This is a genomic window from Cupriavidus sp. HMR-1 (assembly GCF_000319775.1).
In the GTDB taxonomy this organism is placed as follows: Bacteria; Pseudomonadota; Gammaproteobacteria; order Burkholderiales; family Burkholderiaceae; genus Cupriavidus; species Cupriavidus metallidurans.
The window spans coordinates 1-17,757 of sequence record NZ_ANKP01000233.1; the positions used below are offsets into that span (position 1 = coordinate 1).

Sequence of the window (17,757 nt, forward strand, 5' to 3'; positions counted from 1 at the left end):
TCGGCCGCGTGCAGCGCGGTCAGCGGCGCCCCTCCAGCCAGCGCCAGTTGCGCCTCCACATCGGCCACCCCTTGCCCGCGCAGCCAATCAAGCGCATCCGCGCCGGTCGGCCGCGTCATCGAGAACTGGCGGCAACGGGACAGGATCGTCGGCAACACACGGTCGATACGATCCGTGACCAGCAGGAACACCGTGGACGGCGGCGGCTCCTCGAGCGTCTTGAGCAGCGCGTTGGCGCCTTCAGTCTGCAGCGCGTCGAGCGGATAGACCACCACCACGCGCAAACCCGCGCGGTGCGTGCCAACGCCCACCGCCTCGATCAGCGCCCGCACCTGCTCCATGCGGATGATCTTGCTCGGCGCCTTCTTCTTGCTGCTGCTCTCGCCATCGCCTTCGGCCTCTCCGGCACCGGCTTCCAATGCCTCGGGTCGAACCACCGTGAAATCGGGATGGTTGCCCTGACCAAACCAGTGGCAGGCGCTGCAGGTATTGCAGGGCTGGCCATCGGGCAGCGCGCTTTCGCAAAGCAGGCCCTGCGCGAAGTGCAGCGCCAGATCGCGCTTGCCGATGCCTTGCTGGCCGTGAAGCAGCAGCGCGTGCGGCAGCCGGTCGCGTAGCGCGGTCAGCCGATGCCAGTCATCTCGTTGCCAGGGATAAAGCATTCAGGTTCAATCAGTTAGCGCAGCTATCTCATGTATTGTCGGAGTCATCGGTATTGACATCACAATACGAATATAGCTACTAGAAATCAAAGCGTTGCGAGGATTTCCTCGAGCGTCACACGAATCTCGTCGATCGAACGCGTCGCGTCGATAACCCGAAAGCGCTGTGGCGCTTCCGCCGCGCGGCGCAGATATTCAGTGCGAGTCCGTTCGAAGAAAGCGCGGGACTCGGCCTCGAACTTGTCGGGCTCACGGGCCCCGGCCAGACGCGCGCTCGCGGTTTCCAGCGGAACGTCGAACAGCAGCGTCAGGTCGGGCTGAAGACCGCCCTGCACCCATTGCTCGAGCGCGGCAAGTCGATCGAGCGCCAGCCCACGCCCACCGCCCTGATAGGCAAACGTGGCATCGGTGAAACGATCCGAGATGACCCAGTCGCCGCGCGCCAGCGCGGGCTCGATGACTTCGGCGATGTGCTCGCGGCGCGCCGCGAACATCAGCAGCGCCTCGGTTTCGAGATGCATCTTCCGGTGCAGCAGCAACTGGCGCAGGTCTTCGCCCAGCGGCGTGCCTCCCGGCTCCCGGGTAGTGACGACATTTGCGCGCGCGCGCAGGCGCTCGGCCACCCACTCGATATGGGTGCTCTTGCCCGCGCCATCGATGCCCTCGAAGGTGATGAATTTTCCGCGCATGACCTTATGGTTTGCCGCGCTGGTACTTGTCGACCGCGCGATTGTGTTCGGGTAGTGAATTGGAGAAATGGCTGCTGCCGTCGCCGCGTGCCACGAAATACAAGGCGTCCGATGGCGCCGGCGTCGTGGCCGCGGCCAGCGACGCCAGACTCGGCAAGGCAATCGGCGTCGGCGGCAGACCGGTACGGGTGTACGTATTGTACGGGGTGTCCGTCAGCAGATCCCTCTTGCGCAGGTTGCCGTCGAATTGCTCACCCAGGCCGTAGATCACAGTCGGATCGGTCTGCAGCATCATGTTCTTGCGCAGACGGTTGACGAACACAGCCGCGATCATCGGGCGCTCCGCCGCCTGCCCCGTCTCCTTTTCGATGATGGATGCCATCACCAGCGCCTCGTACGGCGTCTTGTACGGCAGGTCGGGCGCGCGTGCGTTCCAGGCCTCGTTCAGGCGCCGCTGCATGGCGCGATAGGCGTGCTTGTAGAGTTCGATATCGCTGCTGCCGCGCGCGAACAGATAGGTATCGGGAAAGAACAGCCCTTCCGGCGCGGATTCGGTCGCGCCGATCGCGTGCATCAAATCGGTGTCGGACATGCCCTGCGTATCGTGCTTCAGCGCGGGGTTTGCATCCACGACCGCGCGCATCTTGCGGAATTCCCAACCCTCGATGACGGTCACAACGTAGTGCGTGACCTCGCCCCGGGCCAGTTTGCCGATCACGTCCAGCGGCGTGGCGCCAGTCTCGAACTGGTAGCCCCCGGCCTTGAGGTCCGGGCCGTGGCCGGTGATGCGGACCAGTATCTGGAACAGGCGCGGGTCCATGCCCACGCCACCGCGCTGGATCTGCCGACCCACGCTGAGAACGCCGGAATTCGGCTTGATGACGACTTCGATGGGGGATGTGGTCAGGCCGAGCGGCTGGTGAGCCCACCAGGCAAAGCCACCGGCGGCGGCCATGGCGAAGACCACCAGAACCCCGACCAGGCGCAGGAACAGACGTTTCATGTAGTAGCAAGCAAAGACCGGGCGCGATGTCCCCGCCGGCGGGTCGGGATCATGGCAGCGGCCGGCCGGAATGGCGACAGGCCCATATAATACCGGGAGCCTTGTGGCCGATGTGTCACCGCAAGTTACGAGAACGCGCCGCGCACGGCGCCGCCCCTAATTCATACGCCATTCAGGACCGTCTGCATGTCCTCCACCGAATTTCCGTCCCTCGACCAAAGCCTGAAATCCCTGCGCGCCGCTGGTATCGTCTCCGCGCCAGCCGGGCTTGGCCTGATCCGCGTGGCTGGCGACGATGCCGCCACTTTCCTGCACAGCCAGCTTACCAACGCTGTTGAAGACCTGACTGCGAGCACAGCCCGCCTGGCCGGCTACTGCTCGCCCAAGGGCCGGCTGATAGCCAGCTTCCTGATGTGGCGCGACGCCGATGGCATCGTGCTGCAACTCTCCGCCGACATCCAGCCGCCAATCCAGAAGCGCCTGACCATGTTCGTGCTGCGGGCCAAGGCGAAGCTGTCGGACCTGTCCGCCACGCACGGCATCCTTGGCATCGCCGGGGCTGGCGCGGAAGCCGCGCTACAACAGGCTGGCCTGCCTGCTCCCCAAGCACCGCTGGCCACGGTATCCGACGGCGACGTGACCGTCATTCGCCTGGCCGATGCCGACGGCGAGCCGCGCTGGCAGATCGTCGCTCCGGCCGCGCGCATCGAAGCCCTTCAGCAATCGCTCGGCGCTACGCTGGCCGTCGCCTCGCCCGCGTTCTGGGACTGGCTCGATGTCGCCTCGGGCATCCCCCGCATCGCCGCGGCCACGCAGGAGCAGTTCGTGCCGCAGATGATCAACTTCGAACTGATTGGCGGCGTGAATTTCCGCAAGGGCTGCTATCCGGGCCAGGAGGTCGTCGCGCGTAGCCAGTATCGCGGCACGCTCAAGCGCCGCATGTGGCGCGTGCGTGGCACGGGCGATGTCCCGGCTGCGGCGGCGGAGATTTTCCGCCCCGAGGATCCGGAGCAGCCATGCGGTATGCTGGTCAACGCCGCGCCGGCGCCCCAGGGTGGTTGGGAAGGACTGGCCGAGTTGAAGATCGACGCTGCCAGTGGCGCGCTGCATCTGGGCGCCGCAAGCGGACCGGCCGTATCCACGGGTGCGCTGCCGTACGAAGTGCCACTGCCAAACGAGGCGGAAGCGGCCGGATGACCGCCACGGGAGCATCGTCATGAGCGATCATCTCTACGTCTACTTCAAGGTGCCGGACGACCGGGCCGCAGAGGCCCTGCCGCACTGGCATCGCTGGATGGAAACGGTCGCCGAGGCGACCGGGGTTGGTGGTACGCTGATGCGCAGGCCGGAAACTCGCGCCGGTCTGCAGACATGGATGGAGAGTTACGCCGACGTCCCTCCCGCATTCGACGCCGCGCTCGATGGGCTCTGGCGGCAAAGCGGGCTGACGCAGTGGATCAGCGGCGAGCGGATGAGCGAGCGGTTCGTCGATCTCGACGTGCTCTGATTTCGCGCCCGCACCACCGCACGAATCACACGCCTTACGAGATTCGCGCGATGCCGAACGAGCTGTAAAGGAAGGAATATGTGTCTCATTCTGGTTGCCTGGCAATCTCACCCGGACTACCCCCTGGTGGTTGCCGCCAACCGCGACGAATTCTATGCCCGCCCCGCCGCGCCCGCGGACTGGTGGCGGGATGCCCCCGGAGTGCTGGGCGGCCGTGACCTCGCTGAGGTCATCGGTGACGCCGGCACATGGATGGGTATTGCCGGTGCCCAGCACGGGCAGGACACCCCGGTCGGCGCAAGGTTCGCCGCCCTGACCAACTATCGCGCGCCCTCGGAAAAGCGTACCGATGCCCGCTCACGCGGCGAGCTGGTGGCGCATTTCCTGCGCGGCGATCAGACGCCGGCCGACTATCTGCACGACCTGGCCGGAGCCCACGGCGCCTACAACGGCTTCAACCTGCTGGCCAGCGATCTGCATGACCTCTGGTGGTACAGCAACCGTTCGAAGTCCCGCGTGCCGCAGCGGCTCAAGCCGGGCCTGTATGGCTTGTCAAATGCGTTACTCGACACGCCCTGGCCCAAGGTGCGCAGCCGCGTGGGCGCGATGTGCGAAGTCCTGGCAGCCGATCGCGGCCAGATCGGATCGAACGTGGAGTCGTACCTGCAGTTGCTTGCGGAGGATCGGCAGGCGCCCGACTGGGAACTGCCGAGCACGGGCGTCACACCCGAATGGGAAAAGCTGCTGTCGTCGGCATTCATCCGTTCGCCGAACTACGGCACGCGTGCCAGCACCGTGCTGCGCGTGATGCATGACGGCCGCTTCGACTTCGTCGAGCGCAGCTTCGATGCCGATGGCCAGACCGGTGAGGTCTCCTATCGCGGACGACTCAATCTGGCACGCGACACGGGCACAGTACCCGCGCCGCGCTGACTGTCTTCAGGCGGATCAGCGGATCCGCTTGCGCATCTCGATGTGCGGGATGCCGGCTTCCTCGAACTCGTCACCCACCTGCTCGAAACCTACCCTCGCGTAGAACGGCGCTGCATGGGTCTGGGCGTTGAGGATCAGTTCGGGATAGCCCAGTTCGGTGGCCTTGGCCATCAGCGCGTCGAGCACCTTCGCGCCCACGCCGGTGCCACGCGCGGACTTGAGTACCGCCATGCGGCCAATGTGGCCATCCGGCAGCAGGCGGCCAGTGGCTACCGGCACGCCATCCACGGCGAATGCCAGCGCATGCCAGCTTGGCGCATCCATCTCATCCCACTCCAGTTCTACCGGCACCCCCTGCTCCTCGACGAAAACGGCGTAGCGGATTGCCCGGGCGCGCTCGCGGGCTTCTTCCCAGAGGCAGACCAGTACGGGGGCGGCGGTTGGCGTGGATGCGGACATGGTAAGGGCAGTTCGAAGAGCCTGAAATGAGGCGCAATGATACGCCCGGCGGCATCAAGGCGCCGCGCTGCGTTGTGCGATTACCGGTCATATGACGCAGCGCCATAGGGATTACCCTCCTGCCATCCTTCCGTGAAATTTGTATGATGACCTGACTACCAGATGACGTGATGACGATGTTCCAAAAGATTCCTGCCCGCGCGCTGACCGACAGCGTTGCCGAACAACTGCTCGAGAAGATCGAGGACGGCATGTTTCCGCGCGGCGCCAAGCTGCCCACCGAGGCTGTGCTGTCCGAGGAGTTCGGCGTGAGCCGTACCGTGATCCGCGAGGCCATCGCGCGACTCAAGTACGAAGGCCTCGTGGAATCGCGCCAGGGCAGCGGCGTGTTCGTGACCGAGCAGGCCGGCATCCGCCCTCTACGCATCGACTACACCGACGTGGACACGCTCGAATCGGTGCTGCAGATCGTCGAACTGCGACGCTCGATCGAGGCCGAAGTGGCCGCGCAGGCCGCCCGGCGCCGTACCGATGCGACCATGGCCAATATCGACGCCGCGCTGGCACGTATCGACGCCGAAGTGGCCGCTGGCGGCGATGGCGTCGATGCCGACGTCGGCTTTCATCGCGCCATCGCCGAAGCCACCGGCAATCCGTATTTCCTCAAGACACTGGCATTCCTGAGCCAGTACCTGGAAACCGCCACCCGCGTCACGCGAACCAACGAAGCGCGGCGCGAGGATTTTTCGCGCCAGGTACGGGAGGAGCACCAGGCCATCGTCGCCGCCATCCGCGCCGGCGACCCCGATGCCGCGCGCAACGCGGCCCAGAACCACATGTACAACGCGGCGCGCCGGCTCTCCCAGTTGGGCGAGGATGACTCCGCCGCTGGCCACCAGCCGGCTGGCCCGTCGCACTAACGCACCAATACGCACCAAACACGCATTCAGGAGTTATCCATGTCCAGGAATATTGGCGTCATCGGCTTGGGCGCGATGGGCTACGGCGTGGCGCAGTCGCTGCTGCGCGCCGGCTTCAACGTTCATGCCTTTGATTTGCGTGACGAGGTGCTGCGCCGCTTCGCGGAAGCCGGTGGCACACCCTGCGGGAGCCCGGCCGAACTCGGCGAGCGTTGCGACGTGGTGATCACGCTCGTCGTCAACGCCGCGCAGACGGAAACGGTGCTGTTCGGCGAACAAGGCGCCGTGTCGAAAATGGCCGCAGGCAAGCTCGTCATTGCCAGCGCCACCGTGCCGCCCGGATTTGCCGAAGCGCTCGGCAAGCGCCTGGGCGAGCGTGGCCTGCTGATGCTCGATGCCCCCGTGTCGGGTGGCGCAGCGCGCGCGGCCAGCGGCGAGATGACGATGATGACCTCCGGACCCGCCGCGGCCTACGCCGTGGCCGAGGACGTGCTGGCCGCGATGGCTGGCAAAGTCTATCGCCTGGGCGACGCGCATGGCGCGGGATCGAAGGTCAAGATCATCAACCAGTTGCTGGCGGGCGTGCATATCGCCGCGGCAGCCGAAGCGATGGCCCTGGGCCTGCGCGAAGGCGTGAACCCCGACGCGCTCTACGACGTGATCACGCATAGCGCCGGCAACTCGTGGATGTTTGAGAACCGCGTGCCACACATCCTGGCGGGCGACTACACCCCCCTGTCCGCTGTCGACATTTTCGTCAAGGACTTGGGCATGGTGCTCGATACCGCGCGCACCAGCAAATTCCCGCTGCCGCTCTCGGCCGCCGCGCACCAGATGTTCATGATGGCGTCCACCGCCGGGCATGGCGGTGAAGACGATTCGGCCGTGATCAAGATCTTCCCGGGCATCGACCTGCCCGGCCCGAAGGCCAGGTAACCCAAGGCAAAGGAGTCAGACGATGAATTGTCCTCTGCTCGGCTGTATTGCCGACGATTTCACCGGCGCCACGGATCTGGCCAACACGCTCGTCCGCAATGGCATGCGGACCGTGCAGACGATCGGCGTGCCGGCATCCGCCGTGGAAGCCGATGCCATCGTCGTGGCACTGAAATCGCGCACGATCCCGGCCAGCAACGCGGTGGCGCAATCGCTCGACGCACTGCGCTGGCTGCGCGAACAAGGCTGCCGGCAGTTCGTGTTCAAGTACTGCTCGACGTTCGACTCCACCGACGCCGGCAATATCGGCCCCGTGGCCGAAGCCCTGCTCGACGCGCTGGGCAGCGACTTCACGATTGCCTGCCCGGCCTTTCCGGAAAACGGCCGCACGATTTTCCGCGGCCATCTGTTCGTGGCGGACGCCCTGCTCAACGAATCGGGCATGGAGCACCATCCGCTTACGCCGATGACCGACGCCAACCTCGTGCGGGTGTTGCAGGGTCAGAGCCAGGCCAAGGTCGGTCTGTTGCGCTACGACACCGTCGCCCAGGGCGCGAACGCCGTGCGCGCGCGCATTGACGCGCTGCGTGGCGAGGGCGTGAAGCTGGTGATCGCCGATGCCATTTCCGATGCCGACCTGTTCGCGCTGGGCGAAGGCTGCGCCGCGCTGCCGCTGATCACGGGCGGCTCCGGCATCGCGCTGGGCCTGCCCGAGAACTTCCGTCGCGCCGGACTGCTGCCTGCGCGCACCGACGCCGCGGAAGTCCCGCCCGTGCATGGTCATGGTGTGGTGCTGGCGGGCAGCGCGTCGCGTGCCACGAACGGTCAGGTGGCGCACTGGATCGCGCAGAAGCGCCCCGCCCTGCGGATCGATCCGCTGCGTCTGGCGCGTGGAGACACGGTCGTGGATGACGCACTGGCCTTCGCGGGCAATCACGGCGAACCGGTGCTGATCTATGCCACCGCCCAACCCGATGAAGTCAAGGCCGTGCAGGCCGAACTCGGCGTCGCACGCGCGGGCGAGTTGGTCGAGCACGCGCTGGCGAGCATCGCCGCCAGCCTCAAGGCACGCGGCACGCGGCGCTTCGTGGTGGCCGGCGGCGAAACCTCCGGTGCGGTGGTGCAGGCGCTGGGCGTGCAGTCGCTGCGCATCGGTTCGCAGATCGCGCCAGGCGTGCCGGCTACGGTCACGCTGGACGATGCGCCGCTGGGACTGGCACTGAAATCCGGCAACTTCGGCGGCGAGAACTTCTTCGACGAAGCGTTGCAAGCACTGGGGGCACCGCAATGAGCAACGAAAGCGCACTGCGCGAAGAGATCTGCCGCGTCGGCGCCAGCCTGTATCAGCGTGGCTACACGGTGGGCACGGCAGGCAATATCAGCGCCCGGCTCGACGATGGCTGGCTGATCACGCCCACTGACGCCTGCCTGGGCACGCTCGATCCGGCCAGGGTCGCCAAGGTGTCGCCCGATGGCGGCTGGGTGTCGGGCGACAAGCCGTCGAAGACGTTGACGCTGCATCGTTGCGTCTACGACAACAACCCGAACGCGCACGGCGTGGTGCATACGCATTCCACGCATCTGGTGGCGCTGACGCTGGCCGGTGTCTGGCATCCGGACGACGTGCTGCCCCCGATCACGCCGTACTACGTGATGAAGGTTGGCCATATCCCCCTGATTCCGTATCACCGCCCTGGCGACCCTGTCGTAGCCGCGCGCGTGGCCCAACTGGCCAATGAGGTGCGCGGTGTCCTGCTGGCACGGCTGGGGCCGGTGGTGTGGGAAGACAGTGTGTCACGCGCGGCCTATGCGCTCGAAGAGCTCGAAGAAACGGCGAAGCTCTGGATGATGCTGGGCGAAAAACCTGCCCCGCTGGACGAGGCCGCGCTGACGGAACTGCGCGATGCGTTCAAGGTGAGGTGGTGACACACGACTAACCTGTTCCCCCCTCTCCCGCACAGTGGGAGAGGGGCCGGGGAGAGGGACAGCGCATCCCCAGGGCAACTCCGCAAAACAAAGCCCCTGCCCTCTCCCAACCCCTCTCCCGCCATACGGGAGTGGGAGCAAACCGGCTGCACTTTCCATACACGTGGAGACTTCCAATGACCGCTTCCAACCCCGCGGTGGGGACCCCTGTTGCCGACGCCCGCCTGGACGCCGACGGCACCATCGAAAAACGCGCCTACAACAAGGTGTTCTGGCGCATCATGCCGTTCCTGATGCTCTGCTACGTGATCGCGTATCTCGACCGCGTCAACGTCGGCTTTGCCAAGTTGCAGATGGCGCAGGACCTGCAGTTCTCGGAAACCGTGTTCGGCCTTGGCGCCGGCCTGTTCTTCATCGGCTACTTCCTGTTCGAGGTGCCCAGCAACCTGCTGATGCACCGCATCGGCGCGCGCATCTGGATCGCGCGGATCATGATCACCTGGGGCATCATCTCTGCCGCGTTCGTGTTCGTGCAGACGCCAACGCAGTTCTACGTCATGCGCTTCCTGCTGGGCTTGGCCGAAGCGGGCTTCTATCCGGGCGTGATCCTGTACCTGACGTACTGGTATCCCTCGCACCGCCGCGCCAAGATGATCGCGCTGTTCATGTCGGGCATTCCAGTGGCCGGCATGTTCGGCAACCCGCTGTCCGGCTGGATCATGGATGCGTTCCACAACACCCATGGCTGGACCGGCTGGCAATGGATGTTCTTCATCGAGGCCCTGCCAGCCTTCGCGATCGGCATCGCGACGATTTTCGTGCTGCGCGATGGCATCGACCGCGCCCCGTGGCTCAGCCCCGATGAAAAGCACGTGCTCAAGCGCAACATCGAGGACGACGAGCGCGCCGCGTCGGCCGCTGCCGCCACAGGCGGCCAGCGCAACTTGCATTCGCTGGGCGCCGTGTTCAGCGACAGCCGTGTGTGGTGGATGTGCCTGATCTACTTCTGCTTCGTGACCGGCCAGTACGCGCTGACGTTCTGGATGCCGACGCTGGTCAAGGCCAGCGGCGTGACAGGCAACTTCAACATCGGCCTGCTGTCGGCCATCCCGTTCCTCTGCGCCATCGTCGTCATGAACATCCTGGGCCACAGCGCCGACGCGCGCCGTGAGCGCCGCTGGCACCTGATCGTGCCGGTACTGATGGGCGCCACGGGCTTTGCGATTGCGGCGTCGTTCACCCACAATACGACCGTGGCCATTGCAGCGCTGTCGCTGGCCGCCGCCGGCGTGCTGACATGCGCCCCGCTGTTCTGGTCGCTGCCGACCGCGTTCCTGAGCGGCATCGCCGCCGCCTCGGGTATCGCCGTGGTGAACTCTGTGGGCAATCTGGCAGGCTTCGTATCGCCGTATATGGTCGGCGCGCTCAAGGACATGACGCAAAGCACGCAATTGCCGATGTACGTGCTGTCGGCGATCCTGGTCGTGGGCGCCCTGCTGGTCTGGCTGACCCCGGCGAAGCTCGTCAACCGCTGATATCGAATCTGAAGTTCAAGGAGACCTGACATGCCGCGCTTCGCCGCGAACCTTTCGATGATGTACACGGAGCACGACTTTCTGGACCGCTTTGCCGCTGCGGCAAAGGACGGGTTCCAGGCCGTGGAATACCTGTTCCCGTACGACCATCCGGCCGCCGAGATCCGCAAGCGGCTCGACGACCACGGCCTGATCCAGGCCCTGTTCAACGCGCCGCCCGGTGACTGGGGCGCCGGCGAGCGTGGCATCGCCGCCCTGCCCGCCCGCGAGACCGAGTTCCGCACGGCGTTCGCGAAGGCCCTCGAATACGCTGCCGTGCTCGGCAACGACCGCGTGCACGTGATGGCAGGCATCGTGCCGGCCGACGCCGACCACGCCCGCTGCCGCGCCGTCTATCTCGAGAACCTGGCCTATGCCGCTGCCTCGGCCGCGTCGCACGGCATCACGGTGCTGATCGAGCCGATCAACACCCGCGACATGCCGGGCTATTTCCTGAACCGTCAGGACGATGGCCAGACCATCTGCCACCAGGTGGGCGCGGCCAATCTCAAGGTCCAGTTCGACTGCTATCACTGCCAGATCGTCGAGGGCGATATCGCGAAGAAGCTCGAACGCGACTTCGCGGGGATTGGCCATATCCAGATCGCCGGCGTGCCCGAACGCCACGAACCCGATATCGGCGAACTGAACTACCCGTACCTCTTCGACGTCATCGACCGGCTCGGATACACGGGCTGGATCGGCTGCGAATACCGCCCGCGTGGCGGCACTTCGGAAGGTCTGGGCTGGATCAAGCCCTGGCTGAAGCGCTGATTCGGGCCTGTCACGGCCGTTTCCGCTCCGTACCGACCACGCCAATGACGAACACTCCGCAACCATGAACGTACTGATTACCGGCGGCGCCGGCTTCCTGGGCCTGCAACTGGCCCGTCTGCTGCTCAAACGCGGCACGCTGAACCTGGATGGCAAGGCCGTCACGATCGACCGGCTCACACTGCTCGACGTGGTGGCGCCGCAGATCGACGATGCCCGCGTGCGTGTGGTGACGGGCGACCTGTCCGATCCCGCCGTGCTGGCGCAAGCCATCGACCGTGATACCGGCGCAATCTTCCATCTGGCCGCGGTAGTCAGCGGTCAGGCCGAGGCCGATTTCGACCTGGGAATGCGCGTGAACCTTGACGCCTCGCGCGCGCTGCTGGAAACGTGCCGCCAGTTGGCGCATGTACCGCGCGTGGTGTTCACCAGCTCGGTCGCCGTCTATGGCGGCAAGTTGCCTCCGGTGGTGCAGGACGACACCGCGCTGAATCCGCAATCGTCGTACGGCATGCAGAAGGCTATCGGCGAATTGCTGCTGTCCGACTACAGCCGACGCGGCTTTGTCGATGGCCGCGTGCTGCGGCTGCCGACGATCAGCGTGCGGCCCGGCAAGCCGAATGCCGCGGCGTCGTCGTTCGCCAGCGGCATCATCCGCGAACCATTGTCAGGCGTGGCGGCAAATTGCCCTGTGGCACCGGAAACGCCGCTGTGGCTGCTCTCGCCACGCGGCGCGATCCAGGCGCTGGTCAACGGCATCGAACTCGATGGCGCGCGCTTCGGCAATCGCCGGGTGGTGAATCTGCCGGGGCTGTCGGTCACGGCGGCGCAGATGGTGGAAGCGCTGCAGCGCGTGGCCGGTGACGCGGTGGCCGATCGCGTGACGTGGGAACGCGAAGAGCGCATCGAGAAGATCGTCGGCACATGGCCGGCGGCGTGGGATGTGGCGCGCGCGCGCGAACTGGGATTCGAGAGCGACGCGAGCTTTGACGACGTGATTCGGGCTTATGCGGAGGATGCGGCGGTCAAGCTCTGATCCGGTGAGGTCGCGGTTGACAGGATTGACAGGCTTGCGCTCTGCCGCGCGCGGGAGAGCGCAAGCACATCAAACATCATCCCACCTCACGCAGCAGGCTTCACAATCTCCCACGCTTCGATCCGCTCCCGCACCGATGCCGGGATCGGCGCCGATTTCTGCGTCTGCGGATCGGCGCAGACGTAGACCACCTCCCCGGTGATCAGGTGCTCGTCGCCGCGATACATTTCCACGCGGAACACCATGCTCGACCGGCCCAGCCGCGCCATGCGGCCGCGAATATCGAGCATCTCGTCAAACCGTGCCGATGCGTGGTACTCCAGCGTGGACTTGACCACAAAGATGTCCACGCCGTGGGCGCGCAGCAAGTCCTCCGGATAGCGCACGCCAATCGCGCGCCAGTACTCGGTCGAACAGATATCGCAGTAAGTCAGATAGTGGGCATTGAAGACGATCGATTGCGGATCGACCTCGGCCCAGCGCACGCGCAGTGGCATGCTGAGATGAAAATCCTCTTTGGCCATGGGGGGCGAAGCTCCAGATGAAAAAACGGGCGCCCCGTGGGACGCCCGCGTTCTACGTACCTTACTGACCCTTGCCCAGGCCCAGTTTCTCGATGATCGCGCGTTCGCGCTTGACCGTATCGGCGGCAAACGCCTGATACTGGCTGCTGCTCATGTAGTTCGGCTCCATGTCGAACTTGGCCAGCGATTCGCGGTAGTTCGGCATCTCCATGGCCTTCTTGAACGCATCATGCAGCTTCTTCACGATCGCCGGGTCCGTGCCCTTGGGGACGACCAGACCAAACGGCGAAGCCTGGACGATGCCCATGCCCAGTTCCTTCAGCGTCGGCACGTTCGGGAAGCGCGGCGAGCGCTTCTCGCCCCAGGTGGACAGCAGGCGCAGCTTGCCGGATTCCACGTACTGGGCCCAGGCCGGGGTATCCGCCACCGACATCACGTGGCCGCCCAGCAGCGCCTGCATCGATTCCGAGTTGCCCTTGTACGGAATATGCGAGAACTGCACACCCTGGCGCATGGCCAGGTCTTCCATCGTCAGATGCAGCGTGGTCATCGTGCCCGGCGAGCCATAGGTCAGCTTCCCCGGATTGGCCTTGGCGTAGGCGATGTAGTCCTGCATCGTCTTGATCGGCGAATCGGCTGGCACGACCAGGCCGAACGAGTAGCCCGCCAGGTTGATCACATAGGTCAGGTCCTTGACCGGATCCCAGTTGATCTTGGTGGTGTACGGCAGACGGAACACCGGCATGGACACCTGGGCCAGCGTGTAGCCATCAGGCTGGGTCGACTGCATCATCTGCGCGGGCAGCACGCCACCGGCACCGGGCTTGTTCTCGACGATCACGGGCTGGCCCAGGATCTTCGATGCATTCTCGGCCAGCACACGGAACGGGATGTCCGTCGAGCCGCCAGCGGTATAGCCAACGACCAGGCGGATCGGACGTTGCGGGAACTTGTCCGCCTGGGCGTGTGCCGGCATGGCGGCAAAACTGGCCGCGACCGTGGCGGCGAGCAGGCTGGCGCGAGCGATAAATTGGCGGCGTTGCATGTGTTGAGTCTCCTTCTGCTACAAGAATGCGCGATTGCGACTTGGTTTGAATCGTGAATCGGGGCTTCCCGCCCGTTTTTCTATGAACGGGTCAGATACTCGAAAGAGCCCAATGGCGCGAGGCCGGGGCCCTATATCCCGAACGCCCTTCGCAGGGCGGCCGTGGCATCCGCATGGGCGCCTGCCACCGCGCCGATAAAACGTCCGAGCTTGAAAAAATCGTGAATCATGGTTGGGTAGTCGGTCAGGCTGGCCACCACCCCCGCTGCTTCCAGCTTCGCGGCATAGGCCACGCCCTCGTCATGGAGCGGATCGTAGCCGGCCACCGCAATCCAGGCCGGGCAGCAGTCCCTCACGTCGGCACCTTCGCCGCCCCCGTCCAGCGGAGCAAACCGCCAGTCGTCACGGCTGGCGTCGACGTCCAGATACTGCGAAAAGAACCACTGGATCATCTCTGCGGTCAGCAGATAACCCTCGGCCAGCGCTCGGTGCGATGGCGTATCCTGCCGCGCGCAGGTGCCCGGGTAGATCAGCATCTGCAGCACCGGCGCCAATCCGTGGTCCCTGGCTTCCACTGCGCAAGCCGCCGCCAGCGTTCCGCCAGCACTGTCGCCACCCAGCGCGATGCGCGTGGCGTCAGCGCCAATGCGCGCGGCTTCCTCGAACACCCAGTGCAGAACATCGAAGGCATCGTTGGCCGCCACCGGAAATTTCCACTCCGGGCCCAGCCGGTAATCGACCGACAGCACCAGGCACTCCGCACCATTGCAGAACATCCGGCACAGCGAATCATGGGAGTTGACGCTGCCCACCGTGAAGCCACCGCCATGGAAATACACCAGAAGCGGCAGCGGATCGGCCCAGCTTGCCTCGCGCGGTGCGTAAAGCCGCACCGGAATGGCATGGCCGTCGCGCGCGGTCACCTGAAGATCCTCCACGCCGTGCACTGGCGCGGGCGACAGGTCCAGAATCGGCGCGCTCTTCTCGTACGCGATCTTGGCGTCAACCGGGTCCATCGTATGGATGGCCGGCCGCTTTGCTCGCGCGATCAGGTCGAGCAACTGGGCGACCTGAGGATCCAACGGCTGCGCGGGCATGTACTGGTGTTCTATTTCTGAACGGTCGTTCGATTTCCATATCATGCCAGTGATTCCGTAGAGCAGCATTACGATTCCATGCGTTTATCCTCGCACAGACACACCTTTTGCGCGATGATCGGCCACACAGCGAAACGCCATTTCGCGGCGTATGCTTGAGAATGGGCGCCATGTCATGGCCGCCCCAACCCGGAGACCAGGAGACACCATGACAGGGGAACACTTGCAGGTCGTGCACGGCGATATTACCCGGATGGAAGTGGATGCCATCGTCAACGCGGCCAATAGCGGCCTGCTGGGCGGTGGTGGCGTCGATGGCGCGATTCATGGCGCGGGCGGCCCGGCCATCATGGACGCGTGCCGCGCGATCCGGGATGCGCAAGGCGGCTGCCCGACCGGGGAAGCCGTGATCACTACCGGAGGCCTGCTGCCTGCACCCTATGTCATCCACGCCGTGGGGCCGGTCTGGCATGGTGGCAGCAAGGAAGAGGAGACGCAGCTGGCGAGCGCCTACCGCAACAGCATCCGTCTGGCGGGCGAGCACAATCTGCGCACGGTGGCATTTCCGAACATCAGCACCGGCATTTATGGCTTCCCGCGTGAGCGGGCCGTGGACATCGCCATTGCCGCAGTGCGCGAGGCACTGCCGAAGTCCCCGTCCATCGAGCAGGTCACCTTCGTCTGCTTCGATGACGAGAACTATCGGCTCTATCGGGAGCGCTTGAGCTAAGCCCGGCGACAAGACCGGGAGGCTACGGGACTAGGGCAACGCACTGCGAATCAGCAGATTCACGCGCTCCGGCTGTTCGTGGATGATCCAGTGCGTGCCCTCCGGAATGCGCTCGAGCCGCATATCCGGCACGAATTCCTCCAGCCCGTCGACCAGCGATTTCGGCAGCGCCCGGTCGCTCTCGCCCCAGATAACCAGCGTGGGCACCCGCACGATGTACGCGGATGGATCGAGGCGCGAGATGTCGGGCGCCGGTTCTCCCGGCAAGGGCGGGTGCATCGGCGATGCCCGGTAGTAATTGACACCGCCCGTCAGCGAATGCGAGCCGCCATCGCCCGGTTGCGACCATGCCGCGTGATATTTCGCGCGAGTCTCGCCCACGAACCAGGCCGGCACAGTGGAAGCATCGCCAGTCAGCATCTTTTCCAGCAATGCGAAGTCATTGGCGGCCATGGCCTGTTCCGATCCTGGCTTGCGCAGCCAGTTCATATAGGCCGAGGCCTGCTGCTGTGCCGGGTCACTCGCCAACGCCCGCGCGAACACGTAGGGATGCGGCGAGTTGATGATCACGAGCCGCTCGACCACTTCCGGGAACTGCGCCGCCAGGTTCCAGCAGAGCGCGCCGCCCCAGTCATGCGCGACGATGACGCATCGCTCATAGCCCAGCACGCGGATGAACTGCACCAGATCCTCGACCAGATGCTTGGGCTTGTACGCTGCCACATCGGCCGGCTTGCTGGACAGATTGAACCCGCGCAGGTCCGGCGCCACCGCAAAATGCGTCTGGCCGAACTCTGCGAGCTGGTTTTCCCACTCGTACCAGAACTCCGGAAAACCGTGCACGAACAGGATCAGCGGCCTGCCCTGCTCGCCCGCACTCGCGTAATGCAAGCGCGTGCCGTTGGGCAGGTTCGCAAACTGCCGGTGGTGGATCACGGCGGGTGCAGTCATCATGGTCTCCCTGGCGGTCTCGGCCATATCGTTTGTCCGGTTCGTCCTGTTCGTGTTCGCGTTCGCAAGTTCCTGGCCAGCTCAGCCGCGCAGCGCGGCGATCAGGCCCGCCCGCACTTCGCTCTTGTCACCGAACGGATCGCCCGGATTGCGCTGGTTGACGATCTCCTCCATGCGCCGCTGGACGGAATCCAGCGATTGCGGGTGGGAGTAGATATAGAAGCCGTCCTCGCGGATCGCATCGAACGTCATCTGCGCCACGTCGGCCGCGCTGACCTTGCCCGAGCTGACCGCCTTGTCGGACAGCGCCTGCGACACCAGCTGCGAGCGCGTGGGTGGCTGATCGTTGGCCATATTGGCTGGCCGGTTACGCTGCGACTGGCTGATGCCGGTGGGCACGTAGAACGGGCACAGCACCGAGCAATGCACCTGGTCAGTGACCAGGCTCAGATCCTGGTAGAGCGTTTCGGACAACGCGACCACCGCATGCTTGGAGACGTTGTACACGCCCATGGCCGGCGGATTCAGCAGACCCGCCATCGACGCGGTATTGACGATATGCCCCTGATACCCCGGGTCCTTGCGGGCCGCCTCCAGCATCAGCGGCGTGAAGATCCGCACGCCATTGACCACACCGTAGAGGTTCACGCCGAGCACCCAGTCCCAGTCTTTCTGCGTGTTTTCCCAGATCAGGCCGCCCGCGCCCACACCGGCGTTGTTGAACAGCAGGTTGACCTCGCCGAACGCCGTCATCGCGGCATCGGCCAGCGCCTGGACTTCCTCGGCCTTCGACACGTCCGTGCGCAACCCGATCACCTGGGCGCCCTGTGACTTGAATTCGGCCACTGTGCTGTCCAGCGAGTCCTCCTGGACGTCCGCCAGTACCAGCTTCATGCCCAGCGACGCACCGATTCGCGCGAATTCCTTGCCGAATCCTGAAGCACCGCCGGTAATCACTGCCACCTTGCTCTCGAACTGCTTCATGAAACGT

Annotated in this window: 20 protein-coding genes; 11 read left to right on the forward strand and 9 right to left on the reverse strand. The window is 65.1% G+C overall.

All coding sequences use genetic code 11. The features are described from left to right. From holB to mltG, 3 genes are all read right to left on the reverse strand, one after another. Positions 1 to 662, reverse strand: a 662-nt coding sequence (holB, locus tag D769_RS23515) for a DNA polymerase III subunit delta' (protein ID WP_008650187.1), incomplete at its 3' end; no start/stop codon positions are given. A gap of 86 nt (positions 663 to 748) precedes the next feature. Further along, positions 749 to 1,351 (reverse strand): dTMP kinase, encoded by a 603-nt coding sequence (tmk, locus tag D769_RS23520; RefSeq protein ID WP_008650189.1) that lies wholly within the window; start codon positions 1,349 to 1,351, stop codon positions 749 to 751. Between the two features lie 4 nt (positions 1,352 to 1,355). Next, positions 1,356 to 2,354 (reverse strand): endolytic transglycosylase MltG, encoded by a 999-nt coding sequence (gene mltG, locus D769_RS23525; RefSeq protein ID WP_008650190.1) that lies wholly within the window; start codon positions 2,352 to 2,354, stop codon positions 1,356 to 1,358. Between the two features lie 186 nt (positions 2,355 to 2,540). On the opposite strand from mltG, the gene D769_RS23530 reads away from it, so the two are divergent. The 3 genes from D769_RS23530 (at position 2,541) to D769_RS23540 (ending at position 4,794) form a co-directional block, all read left to right on the forward strand. Further along, positions 2,541 to 3,551 (forward strand): folate-binding protein YgfZ, encoded by a 1,011-nt coding sequence (locus tag D769_RS23530; RefSeq protein ID WP_008650192.1) that lies wholly within the window; start codon positions 2,541 to 2,543, stop codon positions 3,549 to 3,551. Between the two features lie 19 nt (positions 3,552 to 3,570). Continuing rightward, positions 3,571 to 3,861 carry a DUF4936 family protein gene (locus D769_RS23535; protein WP_008650194.1) on the forward strand — a complete coding sequence of 97 codons (291 nt, stop codon included), beginning with the start codon at positions 3,571 to 3,573 and terminating at the stop codon, positions 3,859 to 3,861. Between the two features lie 78 nt (positions 3,862 to 3,939). Further along, a complete protein-coding gene (locus D769_RS23540) occupies positions 3,940 to 4,794 on the forward strand; it encodes an NRDE family protein (protein WP_008650197.1) in 855 nt (284 codons plus the stop codon). 15 nt (positions 4,795 to 4,809) lie between these two features. Here D769_RS23540 and D769_RS23545 read toward each other — a convergent pair whose 3' ends face one another. Then, positions 4,810 to 5,253 (reverse strand): GNAT family N-acetyltransferase, encoded by a 444-nt coding sequence (locus tag D769_RS23545; RefSeq protein WP_008650199.1) that lies wholly within the window; start codon positions 5,251 to 5,253, stop codon positions 4,810 to 4,812. 176 nt (positions 5,254 to 5,429) lie between these two features. Between D769_RS23545 and D769_RS23550 the strand changes: the two genes are divergently transcribed. From D769_RS23550 to denD, 7 genes are all read left to right on the forward strand, one after another. After that, positions 5,430 to 6,173, forward strand: coding sequence for a FadR/GntR family transcriptional regulator (locus D769_RS23550; RefSeq protein WP_040011216.1), 744 nt, complete (start codon positions 5,430 to 5,432; stop codon positions 6,171 to 6,173). 24 nt (positions 6,174 to 6,197) lie between these two features. Further along, positions 6,198 to 7,109 (forward strand): L-threonate dehydrogenase, encoded by a 912-nt coding sequence (gene ltnD, locus D769_RS23555; protein ID WP_277423012.1) that lies wholly within the window; start codon positions 6,198 to 6,200, stop codon positions 7,107 to 7,109. Positions 7,110 to 7,131: 22 nt separating this feature from the next. After that, a complete protein-coding gene (otnK, locus tag D769_RS23560; protein ID WP_008650205.1) occupies positions 7,132 to 8,400 on the forward strand; it encodes a 3-oxo-tetronate kinase in 1,269 nt (422 codons plus the stop codon). Beyond that, positions 8,397 to 9,035, forward strand: coding sequence for an aldolase (locus D769_RS23565; RefSeq protein ID WP_008650206.1), 639 nt, complete (start codon positions 8,397 to 8,399; stop codon positions 9,033 to 9,035). Before otnK ends, D769_RS23565 begins: the two co-directional genes overlap by 4 nt. Positions 9,036 to 9,211: 176 nt before the next feature. Then, entirely contained in the window at positions 9,212 to 10,570 is a 1,359-nt protein-coding gene (locus D769_RS23570; RefSeq protein WP_008650207.1) for an MFS transporter, read from the forward strand. A gap of 30 nt (positions 10,571 to 10,600) precedes the next feature. Then, entirely contained in the window at positions 10,601 to 11,383 is a 783-nt protein-coding gene (gene otnI, locus D769_RS23575; protein WP_008650208.1) for a 2-oxo-tetronate isomerase, read from the forward strand. Between the two features lie 64 nt (positions 11,384 to 11,447). After that, positions 11,448 to 12,419, forward strand: a complete 972-nt coding sequence (gene denD, locus D769_RS23580) for a D-erythronate dehydrogenase (RefSeq protein WP_008650209.1) — start codon at positions 11,448 to 11,450, stop codon at positions 12,417 to 12,419. An 86-nt stretch (positions 12,420 to 12,505) separates the two neighbouring features. Here denD and D769_RS23585 read toward each other — a convergent pair whose 3' ends face one another. The 3 genes from D769_RS23585 to D769_RS23595 form a co-directional block, all read right to left on the reverse strand. Further along, the gene (locus tag D769_RS23585; RefSeq protein WP_008650210.1) at positions 12,506 to 12,943 is read right to left on the reverse strand and encodes a YbgC/FadM family acyl-CoA thioesterase; all 438 of its coding nucleotides are present in this window, start codon (positions 12,941 to 12,943) and stop codon (positions 12,506 to 12,508) included. 61 nt (positions 12,944 to 13,004) lie between these two features. Further along, positions 13,005 to 13,988: a tripartite tricarboxylate transporter substrate binding protein gene (locus D769_RS23590; RefSeq protein ID WP_008650211.1), complete on the reverse strand. Its 984-nt coding sequence runs from the start codon at positions 13,986 to 13,988 to the stop codon at positions 13,005 to 13,007. A 131-nt stretch (positions 13,989 to 14,119) separates the two neighbouring features. Then, complete coding sequence (locus D769_RS23595) at positions 14,120 to 15,130, reverse strand: alpha/beta hydrolase (protein WP_187192364.1); 1,011 nt, start codon at positions 15,128 to 15,130, stop codon at positions 14,120 to 14,122. 163 nt (positions 15,131 to 15,293) lie between these two features. Here D769_RS23595 and D769_RS23600 point away from each other — a divergent pair, with 163 nt between their 5' ends. Further along, the gene (locus D769_RS23600) at positions 15,294 to 15,815 is read left to right on the forward strand and encodes an O-acetyl-ADP-ribose deacetylase (RefSeq protein WP_008650222.1); all 522 of its coding nucleotides are present in this window, start codon (positions 15,294 to 15,296) and stop codon (positions 15,813 to 15,815) included. A gap of 30 nt (positions 15,816 to 15,845) precedes the next feature. Here the strand turns inward: D769_RS23600 and D769_RS23605 are convergent, their stop codons facing one another. Together D769_RS23605 and D769_RS23610 are read right to left on the reverse strand one after the other, a co-directional pair. Then, complete coding sequence (locus tag D769_RS23605; RefSeq protein ID WP_017512495.1) at positions 15,846 to 16,766, reverse strand: alpha/beta hydrolase; 921 nt, start codon at positions 16,764 to 16,766, stop codon at positions 15,846 to 15,848. An 81-nt stretch (positions 16,767 to 16,847) separates the two neighbouring features. Beyond that, entirely contained in the window at positions 16,848 to 17,750 is a 903-nt protein-coding gene (locus D769_RS23610) for an SDR family oxidoreductase (RefSeq protein ID WP_008650224.1), read from the reverse strand. Positions 17,751 to 17,757 lie beyond the last annotated feature (7 nt).

Excerpts from the sequence above, each read along its gene's own strand:
- tmk (WP_008650189.1), bottom strand. The coding sequence starts at position 1,351 with ATGCGCGGAAAATTCATCACCTTCGAGGGCATCGATGGCGCGGGCAAG.
- mltG (WP_008650190.1), bottom strand. The coding sequence starts at position 2,354 with ATGAAACGTCTGTTCCTGCGCCTGGTCGGGGTTCTGGTGGTCTTCGCC.
- D769_RS23530 (WP_008650192.1), top strand. The coding sequence starts at position 2,541 with ATGTCCTCCACCGAATTTCCGTCCCTCGACCAAAGCCTGAAATCCCTG.
- D769_RS23535 (WP_008650194.1), top strand. The coding sequence starts at position 3,571 with ATGAGCGATCATCTCTACGTCTACTTCAAGGTGCCGGACGACCGGGCC.
- D769_RS23540 (WP_008650197.1), top strand. The coding sequence starts at position 3,940 with ATGTGTCTCATTCTGGTTGCCTGGCAATCTCACCCGGACTACCCCCTG.
- D769_RS23545 (WP_008650199.1), bottom strand. The coding sequence starts at position 5,253 with ATGTCCGCATCCACGCCAACCGCCGCCCCCGTACTGGTCTGCCTCTGG.
- D769_RS23550 (WP_040011216.1), top strand. The coding sequence starts at position 5,430 with ATGTTCCAAAAGATTCCTGCCCGCGCGCTGACCGACAGCGTTGCCGAA.
- otnK (WP_008650205.1), top strand. The coding sequence starts at position 7,132 with ATGAATTGTCCTCTGCTCGGCTGTATTGCCGACGATTTCACCGGCGCC.
- D769_RS23565 (WP_008650206.1), top strand. The coding sequence starts at position 8,397 with ATGAGCAACGAAAGCGCACTGCGCGAAGAGATCTGCCGCGTCGGCGCC.
- D769_RS23570 (WP_008650207.1), top strand. The coding sequence starts at position 9,212 with ATGACCGCTTCCAACCCCGCGGTGGGGACCCCTGTTGCCGACGCCCGC.
- otnI (WP_008650208.1), top strand. The coding sequence starts at position 10,601 with ATGCCGCGCTTCGCCGCGAACCTTTCGATGATGTACACGGAGCACGAC.
- denD (WP_008650209.1), top strand. The coding sequence starts at position 11,448 with ATGAACGTACTGATTACCGGCGGCGCCGGCTTCCTGGGCCTGCAACTG.
- D769_RS23585 (WP_008650210.1), bottom strand. The coding sequence starts at position 12,943 with ATGGCCAAAGAGGATTTTCATCTCAGCATGCCACTGCGCGTGCGCTGG.
- D769_RS23590 (WP_008650211.1), bottom strand. The coding sequence starts at position 13,988 with ATGCAACGCCGCCAATTTATCGCTCGCGCCAGCCTGCTCGCCGCCACG.
- D769_RS23595 (WP_187192364.1), bottom strand. The coding sequence starts at position 15,130 with ATGATATGGAAATCGAACGACCGTTCAGAAATAGAACACCAGTACATG.
- D769_RS23600 (WP_008650222.1), top strand. The coding sequence starts at position 15,294 with ATGACAGGGGAACACTTGCAGGTCGTGCACGGCGATATTACCCGGATG.
- D769_RS23605 (WP_017512495.1), bottom strand. The coding sequence starts at position 16,766 with ATGACTGCACCCGCCGTGATCCACCACCGGCAGTTTGCGAACCTGCCC.
- D769_RS23610 (WP_008650224.1), bottom strand. The coding sequence starts at position 17,750 with ATGAAGCAGTTCGAGAGCAAGGTGGCAGTGATTACCGGCGGTGCTTCA.